The 19325-nt window shown below is 52.2% G+C and carries 18 protein-coding genes and 2 pseudogenes; 11 read left to right on the top strand and 9 right to left on the bottom strand.

The window, feature by feature from the left end:
• Positions 1-38: 38 nt before the first annotated feature.
• Positions 39-512: a hypothetical protein gene (locus EJL02_RS02795; RefSeq protein ID WP_125114879.1), complete on the bottom strand. Its 474-nt coding sequence runs from the start codon at positions 510-512 to the stop codon at positions 39-41.
• 451 nt (positions 513-963) lie between these two features.
• Here EJL02_RS02795 and EJL02_RS02790 point away from each other — a divergent pair.
• From EJL02_RS02790 to EJL02_RS02760, 7 genes and pseudogenes are all read left to right on the top strand, one after another.
• Positions 964-3924: pseudogene (locus tag EJL02_RS02790) on the top strand (DUF3427 domain-containing protein).
• On the top strand, positions 3925-4314 hold the full coding sequence (locus tag EJL02_RS02785; RefSeq protein WP_125114878.1) for a (deoxy)nucleoside triphosphate pyrophosphohydrolase: 390 nt from the start codon (positions 3925-3927) through the stop codon (positions 4312-4314).
• Between the two features lie 21 nt (positions 4315-4335).
• On the top strand, positions 4336-6333 hold the full coding sequence (locus EJL02_RS02780) for a phospholipase D family protein (RefSeq protein ID WP_125114877.1): 1998 nt from the start codon (positions 4336-4338) through the stop codon (positions 6331-6333).
• A 3-nt stretch (positions 6334-6336) separates the two neighbouring features.
• Positions 6337-6999, top strand: coding sequence for a nucleoside triphosphate pyrophosphohydrolase (locus EJL02_RS14390; RefSeq protein WP_243114382.1), 663 nt, complete (start codon positions 6337-6339; stop codon positions 6997-6999).
• Between the two features lie 5 nt (positions 7000-7004).
• Positions 7005-7133: a hypothetical protein gene (locus EJL02_RS14540; protein WP_279221139.1), complete on the top strand. Its 129-nt coding sequence runs from the start codon at positions 7005-7007 to the stop codon at positions 7131-7133.
• A gap of 270 nt (positions 7134-7403) precedes the next feature.
• The gene (locus EJL02_RS02765) at positions 7404-8483 is read left to right on the top strand and encodes an endonuclease NucS domain-containing protein (RefSeq protein WP_125114876.1); all 1080 of its coding nucleotides are present in this window, start codon (positions 7404-7406) and stop codon (positions 8481-8483) included.
• A 225-nt stretch (positions 8484-8708) separates the two neighbouring features.
• The gene (locus EJL02_RS02760) at positions 8709-9092 is read left to right on the top strand and encodes a rhodanese-like domain-containing protein (RefSeq protein ID WP_125114875.1); all 384 of its coding nucleotides are present in this window, start codon (positions 8709-8711) and stop codon (positions 9090-9092) included.
• Positions 9093-9203: 111 nt separating this feature from the next.
• Here the strand turns inward: EJL02_RS02760 and EJL02_RS02755 are convergent, their stop codons facing one another.
• From EJL02_RS02755 to EJL02_RS02730, 6 genes and pseudogenes are all read right to left on the bottom strand, one after another.
• On the bottom strand, positions 9204-9716 hold the full coding sequence (locus tag EJL02_RS02755) for a helix-turn-helix domain-containing protein (protein ID WP_125114874.1): 513 nt from the start codon (positions 9714-9716) through the stop codon (positions 9204-9206).
• 224 nt (positions 9717-9940) lie between these two features.
• Positions 9941-10450 (bottom strand): GNAT family N-acetyltransferase, encoded by a 510-nt coding sequence (locus EJL02_RS02750; RefSeq protein WP_125114873.1) that lies wholly within the window; start codon positions 10448-10450, stop codon positions 9941-9943.
• A 139-nt stretch (positions 10451-10589) separates the two neighbouring features.
• Positions 10590-11312, bottom strand: coding sequence for an alpha/beta fold hydrolase (locus tag EJL02_RS02740; protein ID WP_125114872.1), 723 nt, complete (start codon positions 11310-11312; stop codon positions 10590-10592).
• A gap of 11 nt (positions 11313-11323) precedes the next feature.
• A complete protein-coding gene (locus EJL02_RS14535) occupies positions 11324-11563 on the bottom strand; it encodes an EFR1 family ferrodoxin (RefSeq protein ID WP_279221138.1) in 240 nt (79 codons plus the stop codon).
• A gap of 46 nt (positions 11564-11609) precedes the next feature.
• A pseudogene (locus EJL02_RS14640) lies at positions 11610-11888 on the bottom strand (hypothetical protein); the annotation flags it as partial.
• Positions 11889-12205: 317 nt separating this feature from the next.
• The gene (locus tag EJL02_RS02730) at positions 12206-13540 is read right to left on the bottom strand and encodes an MATE family efflux transporter (protein WP_125114871.1); all 1335 of its coding nucleotides are present in this window, start codon (positions 13538-13540) and stop codon (positions 12206-12208) included.
• Between the two features lie 92 nt (positions 13541-13632).
• On the opposite strand from EJL02_RS02730, the gene EJL02_RS02725 reads away from it, so the two are divergent.
• Positions 13633-14250, top strand: a complete 618-nt coding sequence (locus tag EJL02_RS02725) for a cyclic nucleotide-binding domain-containing protein (RefSeq protein WP_125114870.1) — start codon at positions 13633-13635, stop codon at positions 14248-14250.
• A gap of 111 nt (positions 14251-14361) precedes the next feature.
• On the opposite strand, the gene EJL02_RS02720 is transcribed toward EJL02_RS02725, so the two are convergent.
• Together EJL02_RS02720 and EJL02_RS02715 are read right to left on the bottom strand one after the other, a co-directional pair.
• Positions 14362-14715: a DUF3795 domain-containing protein gene (locus EJL02_RS02720; RefSeq protein WP_125114869.1), complete on the bottom strand. Its 354-nt coding sequence runs from the start codon at positions 14713-14715 to the stop codon at positions 14362-14364.
• Positions 14716-14730: 15 nt separating this feature from the next.
• Positions 14731-15312, bottom strand: coding sequence for a GNAT family N-acetyltransferase (locus EJL02_RS02715; RefSeq protein WP_125114868.1), 582 nt, complete (start codon positions 15310-15312; stop codon positions 14731-14733).
• Positions 15313-15816: 504 nt separating this feature from the next.
• Between EJL02_RS02715 and EJL02_RS02710 the strand changes: the two genes are divergently transcribed.
• From EJL02_RS02710 to EJL02_RS02700, 3 genes are all read left to right on the top strand, one after another.
• Entirely contained in the window at positions 15817-16407 is a 591-nt protein-coding gene (locus tag EJL02_RS02710; protein ID WP_125114867.1) for a DUF1349 domain-containing protein, read from the top strand.
• 606 nt (positions 16408-17013) lie between these two features.
• Positions 17014-18192, top strand: coding sequence for a Gfo/Idh/MocA family protein (locus EJL02_RS02705; RefSeq protein ID WP_125114866.1), 1179 nt, complete (start codon positions 17014-17016; stop codon positions 18190-18192).
• Between the two features lie 76 nt (positions 18193-18268).
• Positions 18269-19273 carry a sugar ABC transporter substrate-binding protein gene (locus EJL02_RS02700; protein ID WP_164510241.1) on the top strand — a complete coding sequence of 335 codons (1005 nt, stop codon included), beginning with the start codon at positions 18269-18271 and terminating at the stop codon, positions 19271-19273.
• Positions 19274-19325 lie beyond the last annotated feature (52 nt).

The raw sequence follows: 19325 nt of genomic DNA, 5'->3' as shown, positions 1-19325 counted from the left end.
GTGCGTTACCACGCTGTTTCTATCACCAATGTGTGTTTTCATGCCGGTATGGGGAAGGGGAACGGCGAGCTGTCCGCTCTGTCTCTGTTGAATTTTTGGTTAGCGTTGGTTGCCGCGTGCGCCGCTAAAACGGCTGCACCATGGGTGCGCGGCGAGCGCAGCGCCGGACAAATGCCGGTCACGCGAAGCGTGTGCGCTCTTGGTTGGCTGCCGGCAGCGCAGCCGATGTGCGCGGGGGAGAAACCGTCCTGCCGGATACGGGCGAGGGTACGCCAGCCTCTCTTGGCGGCCACACCGACGGTGCGGATCGCCCGGAGAATTTCCATCTGTTTGTCCTCAACCAAAACGCTGCGAATGGGCAGCGCCGGTGAGTGGTCACTTGTGGCCGCCTTATGCGAATGGGCAAAGGTGGCGCTTTTTTGGCTTCCCGACGTGCATCGTGCTGGCGTGCGCGATACCCGTCTGTGGCGCGGAAGCGGTTCCCGTTGGTCTGTAAATTTTGTCTTTTTCATACGTGTTTTCCTTTCCTGGGTACAAAAAAGGACATAGCACTGCATAGCAGTTCTATGTCCTTGGAGCTCTTGATTTTCTGTGAATTTTGCGCGTATACCTGCGGTATCGCGTCAATTCTTGGTAGCAACTTCATTTTTAACGGCTCAGAAGGCAGACTGCCCCCTGGGCGGTGATACGATGACAAAAAAATACGAAAACCTGAGTTTATTATGATTATAACGCGACGGATGCCGCTTGCATAGTTGACATTTGTCGCATGTGTAATTTGTTTATAATTCATTGCTATGCTTTTGATGGTTGCTTATTCGGTACAAATCTACAGTAAAAATATTAACAAGTTAGGATCGCTTTGTTGATATTTTCCAATAAGTCCTTGTCGGATTGTGGAATTCCAGCTATACTAAATATGGTATATATCTACGAATAAAACATTAGAAGCGTGAAAAATACATGTTATTTCCCGGCCTATACGAGCAAGTCATCAATACTGCCCTGAATTGCGAGCTTTCGGAAATCCCAGAGGCCCGCAAATCGGTTGCGCCCATTGATAAGGCGGAGGCCTCCAAGGTGTTGGCACAGTATCTGGCGAATGTGGTGCAAAAGGGCCTGGAGAATGTGCTGGACAACGGTGGGGATATCTCTGCGCAGGTTAGCCTTGCAAACCAGATCGTTGCCCTCATTCAGAACATAACCAAAGAGGCTGACTTTGCCGCGCTGAGCATTGACCAGCGGGCAGAGCAGCTTCTTGCGCTTTTACGGGAGCAAGACCCACGGCTGGCGGTGGGCAAAACGGCTGCTGACCTGAGCCGTCCAGAGACCTCCATTGCCCAGAGCAGCCTGTTCACCGGGGCCGTCCATGAGCCTCAGATGTATACCGAGCTCAAAAAGGAGATCGTCTCCGCCGACAGCATCGATATGTTGGTATCCTTTATCAAGTGGAGCGGCCTGCGGCTCCTAATAGATGAGCTGCGGGAGTTTACCCAGAACGGCGGAGAGCTGCGGATCATCACCACCTCCTATATGGGAGCCACCGATGTAAAGGCTATTGAGGAACTGCGCAAGCTGCCTAACACCAAAATCAAGGTCAGCTATGACACCAACCGTACTCGCCTCCACGCCAAGACCTATGTCTTTTACCGAGATACCGGTTTCACTATCGCCTATGTGGGCTCTTCTAACCTATCCAACGCCGCCATCTCCAGCGGTCTGGAATGGAATGTGAAAGTCACTCGCCGGGATTTGCCTGAGACCATCGACAAGATAGCCGCCACTTTCGAGAGCTACTGGAATTCCAGAGAGTTTGAGTACTAATCCGAGGATCAGAGGGAGCGGCTAGCCCGCGCGTTGAAGGCGGAAAAATACTTCGACGCCAACAACGCCGAAATTTATACCATAGATATTGAGCCCTACTCCTATCAGCAGGAGATTCTGGACAAGCTGGAGGCGGAGCACACCGTCCAAGGCTATACCCGCAACCTGGTAGTGGCCGCCGCCGGCACCGGGAAAACGGTGATCTCTGCTCTGGACTATAAGCGTTTTTGCAAGCAACACGCTGGGAAACTCTGTTGGCTGCTCTTTGTAGCGCATCGGCAAGAAATTCTGCAACAGAGTCTGTACACTTTTCGGGCAGTTTTAAAGGATGCCAACTTCGGAGAGCTGTTTGTAGGCAGCTACCGGCCGGAGGGCATGGACGGTAAGAGCGTTCTGACTTATTTCAACAACCGCATCGCTGCGGAAATTCGTCTGCCGGAGGCCATCGATCGTAAGCTTTTGTGTCCGTTCCAATATTTCGGCGTCACGGATACCGTAGACCTCAATACGCTCAAGTGGAGCCGGGGAGGGTATGACACAAAAGAGCTTGAAAATCTATATTTGTTCAGGGAGCGGTCGCTGATCGCTGCGCCGATTTGGTGGTGTCCTCGGTTTTGAAGTATGTGACTGATACTGATGAGGTCAAGGGGCTGGGCTTCTGCGTGTCCATTGAGCATGCAAAGTTTATGTGCCGCTATTTTAACGACCACGGGATTTCGTCCATCTTCCTGACGGGAAAATCCACCGATGAGGAGAGAAAAACCGCCAAAGGACGGCTGGTCAGTGGTGAGGTGCGCTTCATCTTCGTGGTGGACATCTATAACGAGGGCGTGGACATCCCAGAGGTCAATACGGTACTGTTCCTGCGGCCCGCGGAGTCCTTGACGATTTTCCTTCAGTAGCTGGGCCGTGGTCTGCGCCTTGCGGAGGATAAAGAATGCCTGACCGTGCTGGATTTTATCGGTCAGAGCAACAAGAGGTATAACTTTGAGGATAAGTTTGCAGCTCTGCTGTCTAACACCACTCGCAGCGTGACCAGGGAAATCAAGGACGGATTTGTCTCTGCACCAAAGGGCTGCTACATACAGCTGGAAAAGAAAGCTGCCAAGTACATTTTGGATAACGTTCGCGCCTTCTATGGCAATACCGCTGGACTGGTGTCTCGCGTGGCCAGCTTTACCGAGGACAGCGGACTGGAGCTGACACTGGCAAATTTCCTAGACTATTATCACCTGGACCCCAGGGCAATTTACAAGTTTTCTTCCTTCTCCCGCATTTGTGCCCGGGCGGATGTGATTGCGGACTTTTGCGAGCCGCTGGAGGAGGTACTTACGAAAGCACTCGGACGATTTGCCGTTGTAGATTCCCGTCACTGGATACGCTTTTTGCTCAATCTGCTGTCTCGTTTGGATGATGTGAACTTCGCAGCACTGCATCAAGTGGAACAGCGGATGCTCCAGATGTTCTATGTGACGGTTTGGGGCAAGACGGCAGAGAGCTGGGCATCCGATGAAGTGCAGGATAAGTTATATGCTCTCTCGGACAGTCCCGTGCTGCTGGGTGAACTTTTGGAGCTGTTTCGCTATCGGTATGAGCAGATCGACTTCATAGACGAGCCGGTGGACCTGGGCTTTGACTGCCCACTGGACCTCCATTGTACCTATACCCGTGATTAACTGCTGGTAGCGCTGGACTTTCTGAAACCGGCCACGGTGCGCGAGGGCGTCAAGTGGCTGCGAGAGAAGCAACTGGATGTGTTCTTTGTGACGCTGAATAAGGCCGATAAGGACTACTCGCCTACCACCATGTATAACGACCACTCCATCAATGAGAGCCTGTTTCACTGGCAAAGCCAGAGCACCACAGCGGCGGATTCGCCAACCGGACAACGGTACATTCACCATCGGGAGCAGAGTGCTGCTGTTCGTCCGGGAGTTCAAGACTGATCAGATTACCGGAGGCGCAGCAGCCTATACCTTCTTAGGTACTGCCAACTATATGAAGCATGAGGGCAGCAAACCGATGAATATTATCTGGAAGTTGGATCGTCTGATCCCAGCGAAGTTTTTGAGGAAGACAAATAAATTGGTGGTGGGATAAATGACAGAGGTAGTTGCAGCCCTGATCTGGAATCAGGACAAGTTTATGATTTGTCAGCGTCCAGCCCATAAGGCCAGAGGACTGCTGTGGGAGTTTGTCGGTGGCAAGGTGGAACCCGGAGAAACAAAGGAACAGGCACTCATTCGGGAATGTCAGGAAGAGCTGGCCGTCACGGTGGATGTAGGCCAAATATTCATGGATGTAATGCATGAATACTCAGATTTAACGGTGCATCTAACGCTGTTTCATGCAACTATCCGGGAAGGTGTTCCCCAAAAGCTGGAGCACAATGACATTCGCTGGATTACGGTAGACGAGATTGATCAGTATTCGTTTTGTCCGGCGGATGTGGAGATATTAGAGCGGCTGAAAAAGAGCAGACTTCATTGACAATCAGATAGGGGGATAACGGTGGAAAATTTGTCGCTATTTGATATTCCGGAACAAGTGCAGGAACAGATTGATATTCCAGCGTTGACATCTCTTGATGTTGTCAAGATGGAATATGTTGGGGCAGAAACGCTTTCGTGGCAGGCGCTGTTTTCCGGGTTTGATACTTTGCATGCGATTACATATTCTTCCGGCATTGATTTTGCTTATCAGCTGATCGATCTCTTTGAACAGGTGGAAATTTTGTTTGGCTGTGACGAGGTGATTTCCTATTCTTTGCAAGAGGTGATGGCTTACCAGTGCAAGATGGTGGAGCGGATACGAGATACTGCCAGCAAGCGGAAATTGGATTTGGTTTCTCGCATCGAAAATGGTACACTGCATTTTTATGTAGCGCGCAACGCGTTATCCCACGAGAAGATTTATCTTCTGTCGGATAAAGACGGGCGCAAGCGGGTAATTATGGGTTCGGCAAATATGTCCCGCGCTGCTTTCAGCGGATACCAGCGGGAGAATATCTGCTATGTGGACGGCGACGCCGCTTATGACTGGTACAGGGATTGTTATTGCCGGCTGCGGGAAGATTGTACGGATCAGATTGCAAAGGAAACACTGCTGTGCGCCAACGACGGGGAACATTTGGAAGAATTGCCGATTGCACGGACCGTCAAAGTGAAAAAGGCACTTGTTTTGCAGCCAACGGAAGAAGCAAAAGCTGAAGTTCGGTTTGCTTTGGATGTAAAGAATTTGGCAGGGAAATTTGCACCCTCTGTGCCAAAACCGGACAAGAAAGGAAAACTGATGCTTTCGCCGGAAAAAATAAAATCCATCCGCCGTCAGGTAGTGGCTACACAGAAACAGGAGAAAGAACTACAAAGCGAATATCCACAGCTTGAAATCTTTCCGGATGAGATGTTGGTGCGGCTCAATGGAACCAATTTGGACTTATATTCTCCGAAAACAGAAATTGAGAAAGACGTTGCTTTGTTTCTGAAATATATGGATGGATATGAGAAATTCCATGGCGATGTGACCGGGATGCAGCGGCGGTACTATGAATTTGCCAATTGGTTCTTTTGCTCTCCGTTTATGGCGTGTATGCGTGATATGGCAGTGCATTATAATCAGAACTTATTGCCCTATCCGGTATTTGGTCTGGTATATGGGCAGAGTAAGGCGGGTAAAACCAGTTTTTTAGAAACACTTTTGAAAATGATGATTGGGCAAAAGACCAAGATTGCAGCGCCTGATTTCACTCGTTCCAGTATTGAAGGGCTCAAACGCACGGTAAAGGGTGCACCGATCATTGTTGATGATTTGACCAACGCTCGTTTCAATCAACATGCCATTGAAACAATCAAAAATGACGATTTCGGTGTAGCAGACCGGCTTTTGCATTATCCTGCAGTGGTTATTAGTGCAAATGAGGATGTGAAAGCGGTGGCACCTGAGGTGATTCGCCGCACCGTTATTTGTCGGGTACAGGCTGGCCTGACCAACACGGAAGTTATGCGCAGCAGTGTGGTGCGTATAGTGCAGCGTGAGGTAGGGACCGCTTTGTATCGGGAGTATTTGCGGCGAATGCTGGAACTGGTGCCTGATTTACTGGAAGAGATGAAAAGTGACGAATCAGAAAGTGCGCCGGATATTCTGGCAACATCCTCGCAGGTGCTGACCGAAATTTTTCAGGCGTTTTCGGATGCACCTCTTCCGGCATACATACGCCTGCTGACGCTGGAAGATTATTTCAGCGAAAAAGTGACCGGTAGTTATGCTATCAAAACCATTCGCAGTGCATGGAACACCAGCCGGGCATCCTTCGAAATTTCTGAGCGAAGTAATGAGATTCGGTATAACGCAGGAGCCATTTGGGAAGCGGACCGTATTTTAAAAGAACTTCCCGAGACGCTGGAGGCGCACAAATCCAGAGAGTGGGTTGTAATGAATTTGGAGGAAGCACGGGCGTTTTTTGGCATCCCGTTCAAAAAATCTTGGTTGGATCGTTTTCAGAAGAGGTAAGGCATGAAGTATTACAAATTGGTTCGTGACCGAATTCCGGGAATTATCAAAGCAGATGGGAAAATCTGTGTCTATGAAACACTTGCTGATGAGGACTGCATAGTTCTCCTGGATCAAAAGATGAGCGAAGAGCTGGCAGAATACCAGGAGAGTAAATCCATGGAAGAATTGGCCGACCTTTTGGAGGTCATGCAGGCTGTTGTGAAAGCCCGGGGTTGGACGATGGAAGAATTGGAGCGGGTTCGGGCAGAAAAGGCCGCTAAGCGGGGCGGATTTGAAAGAAAAATCTTGCTAAAGGAAGTAAAGGAGGATTACTGGATGGATATTGAGAGAGCAAAAGAGTTATTATCTGCTTTGGCGGATGGCGTTGATCCATTCACAGGGGAAATTTTGCCGCGAAACCATGTATGTAATCAACCTGAAATGATAAGAGCATTTCACGAGGTAATGAATGCACTTCCACCTACAAAAAAGAAAAGTTTACCTTGCAATGCAGGAAAACCATGGACTGAAATTGAGGAAGAAAAATTGTTGGATGAATTTGATTCAGGGATGAAAATATCGGCGATAGCAAAAGAACATGGCAGAAGTAAGGGCGCAATTGAATCCAGATTGGCGGATCTTGGCAAGATCACAGATACATATTTTGGCAGAAAACCCAGGTGATCTCTATGCCAACCTATCGCTTTGTCTCCGGCAGCAGTGTCGAGGATCTGTTTATCAAACTGTTTTCCAACACCTTCGGTGCCGAGAAGGCCGGCTATCTCTACTTCCAGTATCCTTTCTCTGACATCTATTAGAACAGCCGGTTTGCCAATTTTCTAATTGAAAACGGTGAGCGGAAGGTGGCCATTGAGATGGACGACGAGGTATTCCAAAACCTCAAGCTGGTTTCAAGGACTATTTTCCCACTCATAGGGGCAAGTCATTGGACGGCTGCAAACTGGGGCTAAAGGAGCCCCAAAAACAGGCGCTGACGGCGCTGGAGGAGAACAGGAGATGGAGCGGATCTGCGATGAGAAGCTGGAGCGGTATTCCCAGCGTCTGAAATAGATGAGTATTATGATTGGATGGTGGTTACATTGGCAATTTCTCAAGCAATATGGTCTTTGGATGATAGGGTTGAGCTGCGGCCAGCAGAGTTAATCAATGAAAAAGAGTTGGAAGATTTGCTCGCAGAGCATATAGAAATTTTGGATCCGGATTGGTTGCTGATTGGTCGGCAGGTGCGCACAGTTGCGGGGAAATATATTGATCTGCTCTGTATGGATCACGATGGAGACTTGGTCGTCGTAGAATTGAAAAAGGATTTGACACCAAGGGAGGTTACGGCGCAGGCGATCGATTATGCTTCTTGCATGGCAGACTTGACATTGGAGGAATTAGCGGAACAATATCTGCAGTTTTCTGGTGGTCAGGTGACACTGAATAAAGCCTACGAGAATAAATATGGTACGGCTTTAGAAGAAGACAGCATCAATAATAATGTCAAAATGGTCATTGTTGCCGCAAAAATGGATGACAGCACCGAACGGATCATTCGTTATCTGCGGGATAAGTATGAAGTTGATATTAATATTGTGTTTTTCAGAGTGGTTTCGTGTGGATCCAAGCGCCTGATCAGTCGGGCTTGGTTTGAGGAAAATGTAGAAGAACAGCGGCCGGACCCCAAATCGATTCGACAGTGGAATCAGGAATACTATGTATCATTTGGAAGCGGTGGACGCTCTTGGGTTGATGCCAAAAAGTATGGGTTCATTTCCGCAGGAGGCGGCACTTGGTACACCAACACATTGAAGCTGCTTAGTCCTGGAGATCGAGTCTGGGTGAATATTCCGCATACCGGCTATGTCGGTGTGGGTATCGTTAGAAAGGAAGTCCAACAGGCAAAAGATGTCCTGTTTTCCGTGGATGGGCAGCAGGTCGGATTTTCGTCGCTCGAAACGCAAGGGGACTATCTGCACTCTAGTGATGATCCTGTGAAGGCGGAATACGTTGTACAAGTGGATTGGATCAAAACGGTTTTGGAGAGTCAGGCAGTCAAGGAGATTGGCTTCTTCGGAAACCAGAATTCTGTTTGCCGCCCCAGAGATCAAAAATGGGTATATACGGTAGAACGCTTGAAAAAGGTTTGGGGAATTGACGCGTGAGGGATATTGCCCAAGCTGCAAAAGAGAAAGTATTGCAGGAGCTCCTGCTTTTTCAGACGACACTGATCTTTTAGTTGTCATTTTGGAGATCAGCAGAACTGTTACAGGGCCGAAGTCTGGAGCAGACCGCTGAACGACTGAAACATTTCCCTCGCTTATTACGGTATACATTACACGGCAAAGGAATATACAAGAACTTTGTAGCTGTCTTTTGGAGGTACTTAGATGAAACGGATTTTACCGCTTTTGATTTCCTTTCTTTTGCTGCTGACTGGGTGCGGCGGGAATGCTTCAGACGAGTCCTACCACCAAATCACGCAGGAAACGGCCAAAGAAATGATGGACACGCAGGAGGTCATCGTCTTGGACGTGCGGGAGCAGGAGGAATACGACAGCGGCCATATTCCTGATGCTGTGCTGCTGCCGGCGGGCACTATTGATGAAACGACCGCTGCAGAGGTAATCCCAGAGAAGGACTCTACGGTTTTGGTTTATTGCCGCAGCGGGAACCGCAGCAAGACCGCATCCTCCACACTGGCCGAACTCGGCTACACCAATATCTACGAATTTGGCGGCATCAACACTTGGCCTTATGAGACGGAGCCGTAAGAATAACCATTGGAAAGATGCCATCAAGGAGATTTTTACAAGTGGAAGAAAATGGGCGACCACCTTGAAGGTGCCCTTGGGGCATATTCGTTGGCAATGGTTTCGCTGAGTTCAGACGGTGTTTTTCCGTGTCAGAAAAACACCGACCAAGGCTGCCACCAGGGCGAAGGGCGCCAGACGGACAAAGCCCCACTCGAAGGCGTGAAAAACGGTGCCCATCACAGCGGTCTCCGGGTCGCTGAAATCCCAGCCCAGATAAGGGCTGCTGATAACTGCCAAGGCTGCAAATACAGCCACGATGAGCGCGCAGAATGTGATCAGTGACCAGTGGAGGGCTGTTCTTCGGAAAGCCTTTCTCCGGGAAAACTGCAGGTTGATGATTTCCAGCTTTTCCGAGAGGGCTTTGACGGTATCTGCCTCTGTCTCGGTCACCGTCTCGCCCAGCAGGGTGCTCACGGGTGTCTCCAGAGCCTCCGACAGGGCGATGAGCAGATCGGCGTCTGGGACGGACAATCCCTGCTCCCATTTGGAAATGGTCTGCCGTACCACATTCAGCTTGTCGGCAAGATCCTGCTGGGAAAGTCCCTTGGATTTCCGGAGTGCTTTGATGTTTTCATTGAGCATATGGGCTCACTCCTTTCGCTCACATTGTAGGGCAAAATGGCCCGTTGCCGCAAGCAACGCAAAGTAACAGCCCCTATTTTTGCAGTTCTTTCCGCAAATCATCCAGATACAGTTTCTACCGACGCTTCAGATAGCAGGGGACAAAGAATCCCCTTCACCGAACTCTTTATACCGGGAACAGGGTTGCTCCGGGCACTCCCAGCAAAACGGGGTCTCGTCCCGTTTCAGCGAATGGGGGAGAGACCGTCAAAGCTCTGGACGGTGTCGTCCCAAAGCATCAAATATTCTGTGCCCTTTTCCTTCACAACTTTGAATCCTATCTGCTGGTAGAGATGCAGGGCCGGGTTATCTTTTTGGACAGAGAGGGATGCCCGCAGATACCCATTCTCCCGGAGCAGAAGTAAAAGTCCCTTTAATAGCCGCGTCCCGATCCCACGCCCGCGATACGCAGGCAGTAACGCGATGGCCAGAGAGGGGATGCCGTTATCGATGTGGCCGTAGTCCTCCATAATGCGGCACCACGCTGCCCCCACCACTTTGCCTTTAACCTCGGCGACCAGACAATGGTCACCAAGCCGTGTGCCGAAATCCATAACATAGACCTGCAGCTCCGGCAGATCCACTACCGACCGGGGCGGCGGCTCCACGCCCTCCGGCAGGTAGATGGCCTGATAGAGGAATTCCCGCAAAAGATCGTACTCTTCGGGGCGTATTTTGCGAATGATCGGAACCATCTTCTTCCTCCCTCTGCTCGTTGAATGGGCTAACGGATGACGGCCTCCAGCTTTTCCGGCTTGCACCGTCGTACATCGCTCAAATAAATCTCGTGATGGAACCGGCCTTGACCGAAATTCAACGCATAGCCCTGTTCCGTTATGTATCCCTTTGCGTGAGAAAGCTCCTAATGGCCTCTACGGTCTGTTTCTGCTGTTCCTCAGCAGAGATGGTGGCGGGGAGATCTCCTTTCTGGGGGCCGTAGTTGCCGAACTGGGCGTGGTTGCCGCCCTCGATCTCCACAATGTTCTCCGTATAGTCGATTTTGTCCTCCACACTCTGGTTGAGAGAGCCGTAAATGGTCAGGGTATCTTCCTCCGGATAGTCACCGTAGAGGTAGGCCCCAAGCAGGATGAGGCCGTCCACCTCATCCGGGTGGTCTGCGGCAAACTGAGAGGCCATGGCCCCACCCATGGAGTGACCGGCCATATACCAGTGCTGGTACTCAGGGAACTGCGCCATCACTTCTTCCGCCGCGTTGGCATCAAAAATCGCCATATGGAAGGGCATATGAACCAGAATACAGGTGACACCGAGTTGTCGGATTTGCTCCAGCAGGGGCAGGTAGGCCTCTGCCTCCACTTTGGCGCCGGGATAGAAAATGATGGCGGTATTGGTGGGATAGCTGGGGGACAGGATGGTCAGATTGTCCTGCACTTTGATGGTACTGTCCTGCGCCAGCACCTCCAGGGCCACATCCTCCGCCCGGTAGTAATCGGATACATACCAGATAAATGCGCCCGCCAGGATGGCCAGGATTAGCAGAAAAATTCCGCCTGCCAGCAGCCATTTTTTGCGACGAGATATTCGCTTCGTTTTCATGCTCGCTCACCTCATTGCTCGTCCTGGAGCAGGTAGGCCCGGATGGTGTAGCGCCGCCCGACGGTGGCCTTTCCGTATTGTATGGCTTGCTGGGGACAGGCATTGATGCAGCCCATGCACTGATAGCACTGTGCCGCCCAGACGGGCTTGCCATCCTTCATGGCGATGGCGTGGACGGGGCAGTTTGCGGCACACAGGCCGCAGCCGTTGCAGCTGTCCCCCGCAAAAGAAGGGCTTTGCGCTTCGGACAAATTTATTGCACCAGAAGCTCACAAGATGGGACTTCACTCTGGCCAGACCACCCTCATGGACACGGTATACCGGCTCTTGCTGCTGAATCTCCTGAGCCATCCGCTCCAGTTCCGCCCGGGCGGCGCTGATCTTTTGACGAATCTTCCCCTCCTCGTCGGTGTCGGAGCCGATGATGTAGTTGTTGGGCATCACCAGACTGTAGCTGCTGTTGAGGGGATACAGCTTGGAAAATTGCTTCATAGCAAGACCTGCATCCCCGCCGCAGGTGCAGACGCCAAAGGTGAATGACGGGGGCTTGGGCAGCCTTTTCGCAAAGTCCGCCATAATCTTCGGCGCACCCCAGGTATAGATCGGGAATACAAAGCCGATCTGCCGGGCCGCCCACGCCGAGTTACCTGTTCCGGAAAAATAGAAAATCATCGTTTACGCTCGTTTTTCTTGCTGTGATTATCTGACTACAAGGGTATCATACCGTCAGCATCAAGGCCTGTCAATCTTATAGGAGCATTAAGAAAAAATTCATCGGGAATGGGTGTTTATTTGGTATGATGTTCAACATAATTGGAACACTCTGCCGCGCTGGAGGGCGGAAGCCCCGGAATTCGCCGCTTTTTGTTTGGGTACGCGCCCTTTTGCTTTTATTACTCCGGCCGGTTCGGCGCCATGGGATAACAGAGCGCCAGCAGGCTCAGAGCGATGAGGGCGCTGACCACATCCGCCACCGCCTGTCCCATCAGTACGCCGTTGTAAGCAAAGAGCTTCACACACACCAGCAGCGCCGCCACAAAGACTACGCCCTGGCGGCTGATGGACAGCACGAAGGAGGGCCCTACCTTGCCCACTGCCTGAAACAGCACTGTCAGCAGCAGCACAATGCCGGCAAATACCGTGGAGGCCGCCTGCCAACGGAGCATCTCGGCACCCGTGGCAATCATGGCGGCGTCCTTTACAAAGGCGCCCATGAGAGGCGACGCGAAGAGGCACAGGGCAGCCGTCAGCACCAGAGAGAGCGCGGACATGAAACCAAGGCAGAACCGTACCAGCTTTTTCATCTCCTCCCGCTGCCGGGCGCCATACAGATACCCGAACAGCGGCACGCCGCCGAAGGCAAAGCCGGTAAGGACCAGCTGGGCGATCATATTGATCTTCAGCACGATCCCCATAGCGGCGATCTTATCATTGCCGTATGGCAGAAGAAATTGATTGACCACGATGACGCACAGGCTTTGCATGAGATTGCTCAAGGCCGCCGTCACGCCCACGCCCAGGATCTGGCGCAGCTCTTTGCTGCTGACCCGGCAGAGCGAGGGGGTGACAGACAGGCAGCGGCTCTTTTTATGGAGCAGCCAGAGGAAATAGAGGACGCTGCAAAAATAGCCGATCACTGTTGCCACAGCCGCGCCCATGGCACCCATGCCCACCACGGAGATGAGAATGGGGTCTAGGATGATGTTGATGACCGCACCCAGTACAGTGCCGATCATGGACTCGGTGGACATCCCCTCACAGCGGACGAGGCTGGAGTGAATAAAACTGAGCACCATAATAGGCGCGCAGACTGCCAGCACGATATAGTACTGAAAGGCATGGGGCAGTGTGTTGGCGTCTGCGCCCAGCAATGTCAGGAGCGGGCGGTTGAACGCCGTCATGAGCACGGCCAGAACGATGCCGGTGGCCAGGGCAATGTAAAAACAGAAGGAACTGACCCGCTTCACGCCATCCTCATCTTGCTCACCCAGCAGCCGAGAGATCAGCGAACTGCCGCCCTGACCGTAGATGTTTCCGAAGGCCATCAGGGCGGTAAACACCGGTGCGCAGAGGGACACGCCGGCGATCAGGTTCGTATCGTTGGTCTGCGCAATGAAAAAGGTGTCCGCCAGGTTGTAGACCAGCGTGACCACAAGCCCCAGCACCACAGGGAGCGCCATCTTGAAATAGCTGCGGTATAAGTGTTTTGTATTGAAAAAAGAATCCATATTTTCTACCTCCACAAGGCTCTATTATATGGATTCCCGTTGCAATTGTTTGTGTCATATGGCACAATGGAGACGAAAAGAGGTGCCTTGGGATGAAAGAAATCGTGGACAGAGACCTGCTGGAGCACTTCTTTGGGGAGCAGCAGGCCCATTTCCGGCAGCGGCCGCCGGTGATGCAGCTGATTGAATTTGAAAAGGGCGAGATCCTCAACGACCCGCTCCAGTTCCTCAGCCAGTTTTATATCATCGTAAAGGGCAGCGTGTCCATCTATCATCTCACCGAGGACGGCTCCATCCGATACATTTCAAAAGCGGCCAGCGGGACGTTGCTGGGGGACATGGAATTCAGCGGAGCGGGCAATCAGTCGCTCTATATCGAAGCTGCGGAGACGGTGCTTTGCCTTGCCATGCCGTTCCGGGAAAACCAGAGTGTTCTGGAGAACGATCCGGTGTTTTTGCGGTTCGTGCTGAGTCAACTGGCGGGGAAACTGTCCCTGTCCGCCGTGATGACCGCCTCTGCCCAGACGCTGGAGGAGAAGGTGCTGTTTTTCCTGCGTAAAGTACAAGCAGACCACGAGATCTCTTCGGTAAACCACGCCCTTCAGTCGCTTCATTGCAGCCGCCGTCAGCTTCAGCGGGTCTTGAAAAAGCTGTGCGACGAGGGCTTGCTCGCCAAGACGGGCCGGGGGCACTACCGGCTGAAAAAATGATCCCACCAGAGGACCGCAAATCCCCCAAGGTATAGCAGTTTTCAATATGTAATAGACAAAGAATACCGCCCGCTGAAATGCGTGGATGTTCAGCGGGCGGTATTGCTTCTTTCAGGTGTCCTGTTCGGGGTATTTGCCGTAAGCATTTTTCCAGTGTTCTGCCGCTTTCAAGAAGTCGGCGTGACCGTGGGCGCGGATGAACTCCAGCGCCTGTTTGTATTTGAAGTATTTGTAGCCGGGGTGGTTGACAAAGGCTTGGATGGTCTCGCAGAACGCGTACTCCGTGCAGTCCCCGCAGGTGATATGGCCTCTGGTCAGACAGCATTTCTTCATCTTGCATTTGGCTCGGCTCAGATTCCGGGAACCGTCCAGATACCCCGTTTTGCAGCCCTTGCAGGTGCTCTGATATTCGCGGCAGGTCCTGCAATACGCGCCGCAGCAGCCGATTTGCTCTATATCATTCATCGAGGCGTTCTCCCTTCAGCGCATCTGACCAAGCTGTTTTTGGTCCCACTCTTTTTTCAGGATGGCATACTGTACGGTGTTTTCATACCTGGGTGTGCCGTCGGGGTTTGTCACGAAGGAGATGAATTCGAGAAAAACGCCCTCCCGGCGCATGCCCAGCTTTTCACACAGGTGCTGACTGGCAAGATTATAGTCCTCGGTATAGGCGTAAATGCGCCTTGCACCCTTCTGGGAAAAGAGATAAGCAAAGAACGCATGGGCCGCCTCAAAGGCGTACCCTTTGCCTTGGTAGTTTTCGTTCAGCATCCAGCAGGGGCTGAATGTGTCACGCACAGGCGCTTCATCCGCGTGCGGCTCGCCTGCTTCCAGGTAGGCGCTAATTTCACCGATCACCTTGCCGCCGTCTTTCAGAGCAATGGCAAAATAGTACTCCGTCTCGTCAAGACGCTTTTTCATTTCTTTCCTGGCCTCATCCAGAGAGTTCAGCTTCATGCAGGCAAAGCAGTTGACCGCAGGCTCTTTCAGATATTCATAGACATCCGCCGCGTCTGTCTCCAGAAACGGACGCAGGATCAGTCTTTCCGTTTTAATGATCATGCTTCAGTACCTCCACAAAATTGCAACAAAAGGAAAAGAACGCATTTGGAAAGTTTGGTGCGACAATAGGGGGAAATCAGCAAAACCAAACAATTTTGCGAAATTTTGATTCGAGCAGGGCAATGTGAACATCTGGTCTCGTGAACTCGATCATGTGCGCGGCACCCGGATATGAAAATATTGTAACTGCGGTTAAATGTGTAGTCAAGGTTGTTTTTCGACCAAAGGCTTTGCTGGAAAGTTTCCGCTTCTGGTAGTGTTCCGGTGGGTTTAAGGTTTTTCCATCGTGGATGGGTTTGCGCGTTTCCAAAGCAGGCGTGGTATTAACTGCATAACACGCCGATCAGGGCGTATTCCCAAAAAGAATTCGCAAGCAGGGCGATACCAGCTGCATGCATGTCTGGAAAAAGCAGAAATGGAAAGGGGGCTCGATGGTAATATGCTGAGATATATGGTATGATAGAGAAAAACGTGATGCATCAGTACGAAAGGAAGGATATTTCTATGGCACAGTTTTTATCTCAAGAACTGCTTTGGACAAGAAAACCACAAAATGCGGTGATCACGCCGGATACGGTGGAAATTGTGACGGAACCCCACACCGATCTGTGGCAGCGCACTTACTATGGTTTTCAAAATGACAACGCTCCGGTGCTCCAGACCCGGACGGACGAGAAGTATTTTTCCTTTACCGTTCGAACCCGGTTTGAGAGCAAGCATCGCTTCGACCAGTGCGGCGTGGCGGTTTATCTGGATAGTGAGAACTGGCTGAAAGCATCCATCGAATATGAAAATGAGCGAATTCAGCGGCTGGGCAGCGTAGTGACCAATCATGGGTATTCCGACTGGGCCACTACGGATATTTCGGCCGGTGTACGGGAGATGTGGTACCGGCTCAGCCGCCGGGAGAGCGATTATTGCGTGGAATGCAGCGAGGACGGCGTGCATTTCCAGCAGATGCGCATTTGTCACCTGTGGAACGGGGACGGTGAGATCACTTTTGGAATTTATGCGTGCAGCCCGGAAGACTCCTCGTTTAAAGCGGTGTTCAGTAATCTGGAAATCACAGATTGTCAGTGGCGAGCCCATTTATAAGCGCCTTTGGTAAGGGACTGGTATGAAAGGTCAAAAGCCCCTTCCTGATATCAAAAGAGAAGCGGATATGTTTTTCCTTGCAGGGAAAACATATCCGCTTTTTTGCTGGAAACCGGTTTTATATTTCTGCCCTATTCTGCCATCGCCTTGCTGATCGGACGGGTGGATGGCAGTCAGCCTTTTTGATGCAGTGACGTAGCGGTTTGATTGGCGCGCTGGTTTTGACGGTACTTTGTGGGTCGCCTCTGTGTGAGATTTTGAAATGCTTTGGAGAATTTGCCTTGTGTGCTGCATCCGGCCTGCTATGCGATTTCAGATGGGGCAGGGACGCCGGCGAGAGGGTCCGTACAAGAATGTGAAGTAACCAAAAAGAAAACCGATAATTTGTGAATTATTACCGGGTCCGGCTTGTGAGTCCGAGCAGGAATCAAAAACACAAAAATTCGAAAAACACTATAATTATGCTTGTAAACAAAAGAAATTGCGGCGAATGGTTGCAGAACGAGTTTGCGCATACAGAAAAAAGATCGGAAAACGCAAACAAAAAAATGTACCATTTCCACAGACAGACAGCAGTACAGCAAGGTTTTCAAAGGAGGAATTATCATGTATTATGGTGAAAAACGAGTAGAAGAACCGATTCGCTGGGGTATGGTAGGCGGCGGCAAGGGCAGCCAGATCGGCTATATCCATCGTTCGGCTGCACTGCGGGACAACAACTTCCAGCTGGTCGCGGGCGCGTTCGATATCGATCCGGCGCGCGGCAAGACGTTCGGCGAAAGCCTGCATGTGGCGCCCGAGCGCTGCTATCCGGACTATAAGACCATGTTTGCCGAAGAGGCCAAGCGGCCGGACGGCATTCAGGCAGTTTCCATCGCAACGCCCAACAGCATGCACTATGAGGTTTGCAAGGCAGCGCTGGAGGCCGGGCTGCATGTCGTGTGCGAAAAGCCGCTGTGCTTCACTTCGGCGGAAGCAAACGATCTGATCCGGTTGGCGGAAGAGAAAAAGCGTGTGGTCGGTGTGACCTACGGCTATTCCGGCCATCAGCTGATCCAGCAGGCGCGCCAGATGATCAAACACGGAGATCTGGGTGAGATCCGTATCATCAACATGAGCTTTGCGTTCGGCGGCTACAACGTCAAGATCGAGGAGACCAATCCGGCGGCCAAGTGGCGCTTTGACCCGAAAAAGGCCGGTCCGTCGTTTGCGCTGGGCGACGTTGGCACGCACCCGCTGTTCATTATCGAGGCGATGATGCCTGACCTGCAGATCGACAACCTGATGTGCACCAAGCGCGCCTTTGTGGAGGGCCGCGAACTGGAGGATAACGCGTTTGTCATCATGAACCTCAAGGGCAGCGAGCATATCCAGGCGGGTGCGCAGGTGTACTGCTGGGCCAGCTCGATCAACAGCGGCGCGCGGCATTATCACAAGATCCGTGTGGTCGGCTCCAAGGCGTCGCTCGAGTGGGACGACGAGCGCCCCAACCAGATGCTGTACGAGGTGGAGGGCGAGCCGAGCCGTGTGCTGGAGCGCGGCGCGGGATACCTCTATGACGAAGCACGTGTCGAGGACCGCATCGGCGGCGGCCATGCGGAGGGCCTGTTCGAGGCGTGGAGCAATCTGTATGCCCGCTTCGCGGTTGCCATGGCGGACGCGGACAAGGGCGTATACGGCGACTTCTGGTATCCGGACGTCAAGGCGGGCGCGCAGGGCATCAAGTGGATCGAAAAGTGCGTGGAATCCGCCGAACACGGTGCAGCGTGGGTGGATTACGACTAAATCAGGCATGAGAACACGAAAGTAACGCGTCAAAACGAAAGGAAGCCGAATCGAAGAAGAGAACAGGAGGATATATATGAAAAAGAGAGCAATTGCAGCAATGCTGATGGCAGGCGCATTCAGCTTGACGGCACTGACCGGTTGTGGTTCGACCGCAGCGGAAGGATCTGAGACAGGCACTGAAGCAGGGGCAGAGGGATATAACATCAAGGTCGTGCTCAAGACCCTGGCGTCCGAATACTGGAAGTATGTGGCCAGCGGCTGCGAGCAGGCAGGCAAGGACCTCGGAGTCAATGTGGAGATCGTCGGCGCATCCTCGGAGACCGCCTATGACGAACAGCTCGCAATGATTGAAACCGTCCTTTCCGCCGGCAATGCAGACGCCATGGTGGTTGCACCGCTGCAGGCGGAGACGGTCGCCAATCAGATTGCCTCGACCGATATTCCGGTCATCGCCATCGATACCAATGTGGTTTCGGACAAGGTGGTCAGCTTTGTCGGCTTCAATAACGAAGAAATGGCTGCCATGGGCGGCAAAGCGGCCGTGGAAGCCGCGATTGAAGCCGGCTGGGAAAAGCCGACCGTCATCGGCATCATGGGCGTGCAGGGCGACTCCACTTCCGAGGCGCGCATTGCAGGCTTCCAGCAGGGCGCGGAAGAGGCCGGCGGCGTATTCCTGGCGGATGAGACCCAGTATGCGGATGGCGTTGCCGACAAGGCGGTAGCAGCCATGGAGGGCATCATCCAGTCGCATCCGGAAGGCGTTGCGGTCATCGTTGCCAACAACGATGATATGGCGGCAGGTGCTGCCCGTGCTGCATCGGCCTATCCGGCGTATAAAAATACCATCTTTGTCGGCTGCGGCGGCAATCTGGCCGGTATTGACGCGATCCTCGCCGGACAGGAGACCATGACGGTCGCAGTGGACGGATATGACGTTGGTTACAAGGGCGTAGAGGCTGCGGTCAAGGCGCTTGGCGGCGAAACACTGGAGAAGTTCATCGCGTCGGACGCCACCATCGTCACGGCGGAGAACGCGCAGGAACGCCGCAAAGTGGTAGAAGAGCGGCTGGGCATGTAAGGTAAGCCGCAAAAACAGGACGGCGCAATCAGAACTGCGCCGTCCTGCTTAT

The sequence above is a fragment of the Agathobaculum sp. Marseille-P7918 genome (genome assembly GCF_900625105.1).
Lineage (GTDB): Bacteria > Bacillota > Clostridia > Oscillospirales > Butyricicoccaceae > Agathobaculum.
This window is presented reverse-complemented; position numbering and strand designations above follow the sequence as displayed.

Coding starts and splice junctions, on each gene's coding strand:
- EJL02_RS14390 (WP_243114382.1), top strand. CDS start 6,337: ATGAAGTATTACAAATTGGTTCGTGACCGAATTCCGGGAATTATCAAA.
- EJL02_RS02710 (WP_125114867.1), top strand. CDS start 15,817: ATGGCACAGTTTTTATCTCAAGAACTGCTTTGGACAAGAAAACCACAA.
- EJL02_RS02755 (WP_125114874.1), bottom strand. CDS start 9,716: ATGCTCAATGAAAACATCAAAGCACTCCGGAAATCCAAGGGACTTTCC.
- EJL02_RS14540 (WP_279221139.1), top strand. CDS start 7,005: ATGCCAACCTATCGCTTTGTCTCCGGCAGCAGTGTCGAGGATCTGTTT.
- EJL02_RS02700 (WP_164510241.1), top strand. CDS start 18,269: ATGAAAAAGAGAGCAATTGCAGCAATGCTGATGGCAGGCGCATTCAGC.
- EJL02_RS02720 (WP_125114869.1), bottom strand. CDS start 14,715: ATGAATGATATAGAGCAAATCGGCTGCTGCGGCGCGTATTGCAGGACC.
- EJL02_RS02795 (WP_125114879.1), bottom strand. CDS start 512: ATGAAAAAGACAAAATTTACAGACCAACGGGAACCGCTTCCGCGCCAC.
- EJL02_RS02750 (WP_125114873.1), bottom strand. CDS start 10,450: ATGGTTCCGATCATTCGCAAAATACGCCCCGAAGAGTACGATCTTTTG.
- EJL02_RS02765 (WP_125114876.1), top strand. CDS start 7,404: ATGGTGGTTACATTGGCAATTTCTCAAGCAATATGGTCTTTGGATGAT.
- EJL02_RS02725 (WP_125114870.1), top strand. CDS start 13,633: ATGAAAGAAATCGTGGACAGAGACCTGCTGGAGCACTTCTTTGGGGAG.
- EJL02_RS02760 (WP_125114875.1), top strand. CDS start 8,709: ATGAAACGGATTTTACCGCTTTTGATTTCCTTTCTTTTGCTGCTGACT.
- EJL02_RS02730 (WP_125114871.1), bottom strand. CDS start 13,540: ATGGATTCTTTTTTCAATACAAAACACTTATACCGCAGCTATTTCAAG.
- EJL02_RS02785 (WP_125114878.1), top strand. CDS start 3,925: ATGACAGAGGTAGTTGCAGCCCTGATCTGGAATCAGGACAAGTTTATG.
- EJL02_RS02740 (WP_125114872.1), bottom strand. CDS start 11,312: ATGAAAACGAAGCGAATATCTCGTCGCAAAAAATGGCTGCTGGCAGGC.
- EJL02_RS02715 (WP_125114868.1), bottom strand. CDS start 15,312: ATGATCATTAAAACGGAAAGACTGATCCTGCGTCCGTTTCTGGAGACA.
- EJL02_RS02705 (WP_125114866.1), top strand. CDS start 17,014: ATGTATTATGGTGAAAAACGAGTAGAAGAACCGATTCGCTGGGGTATG.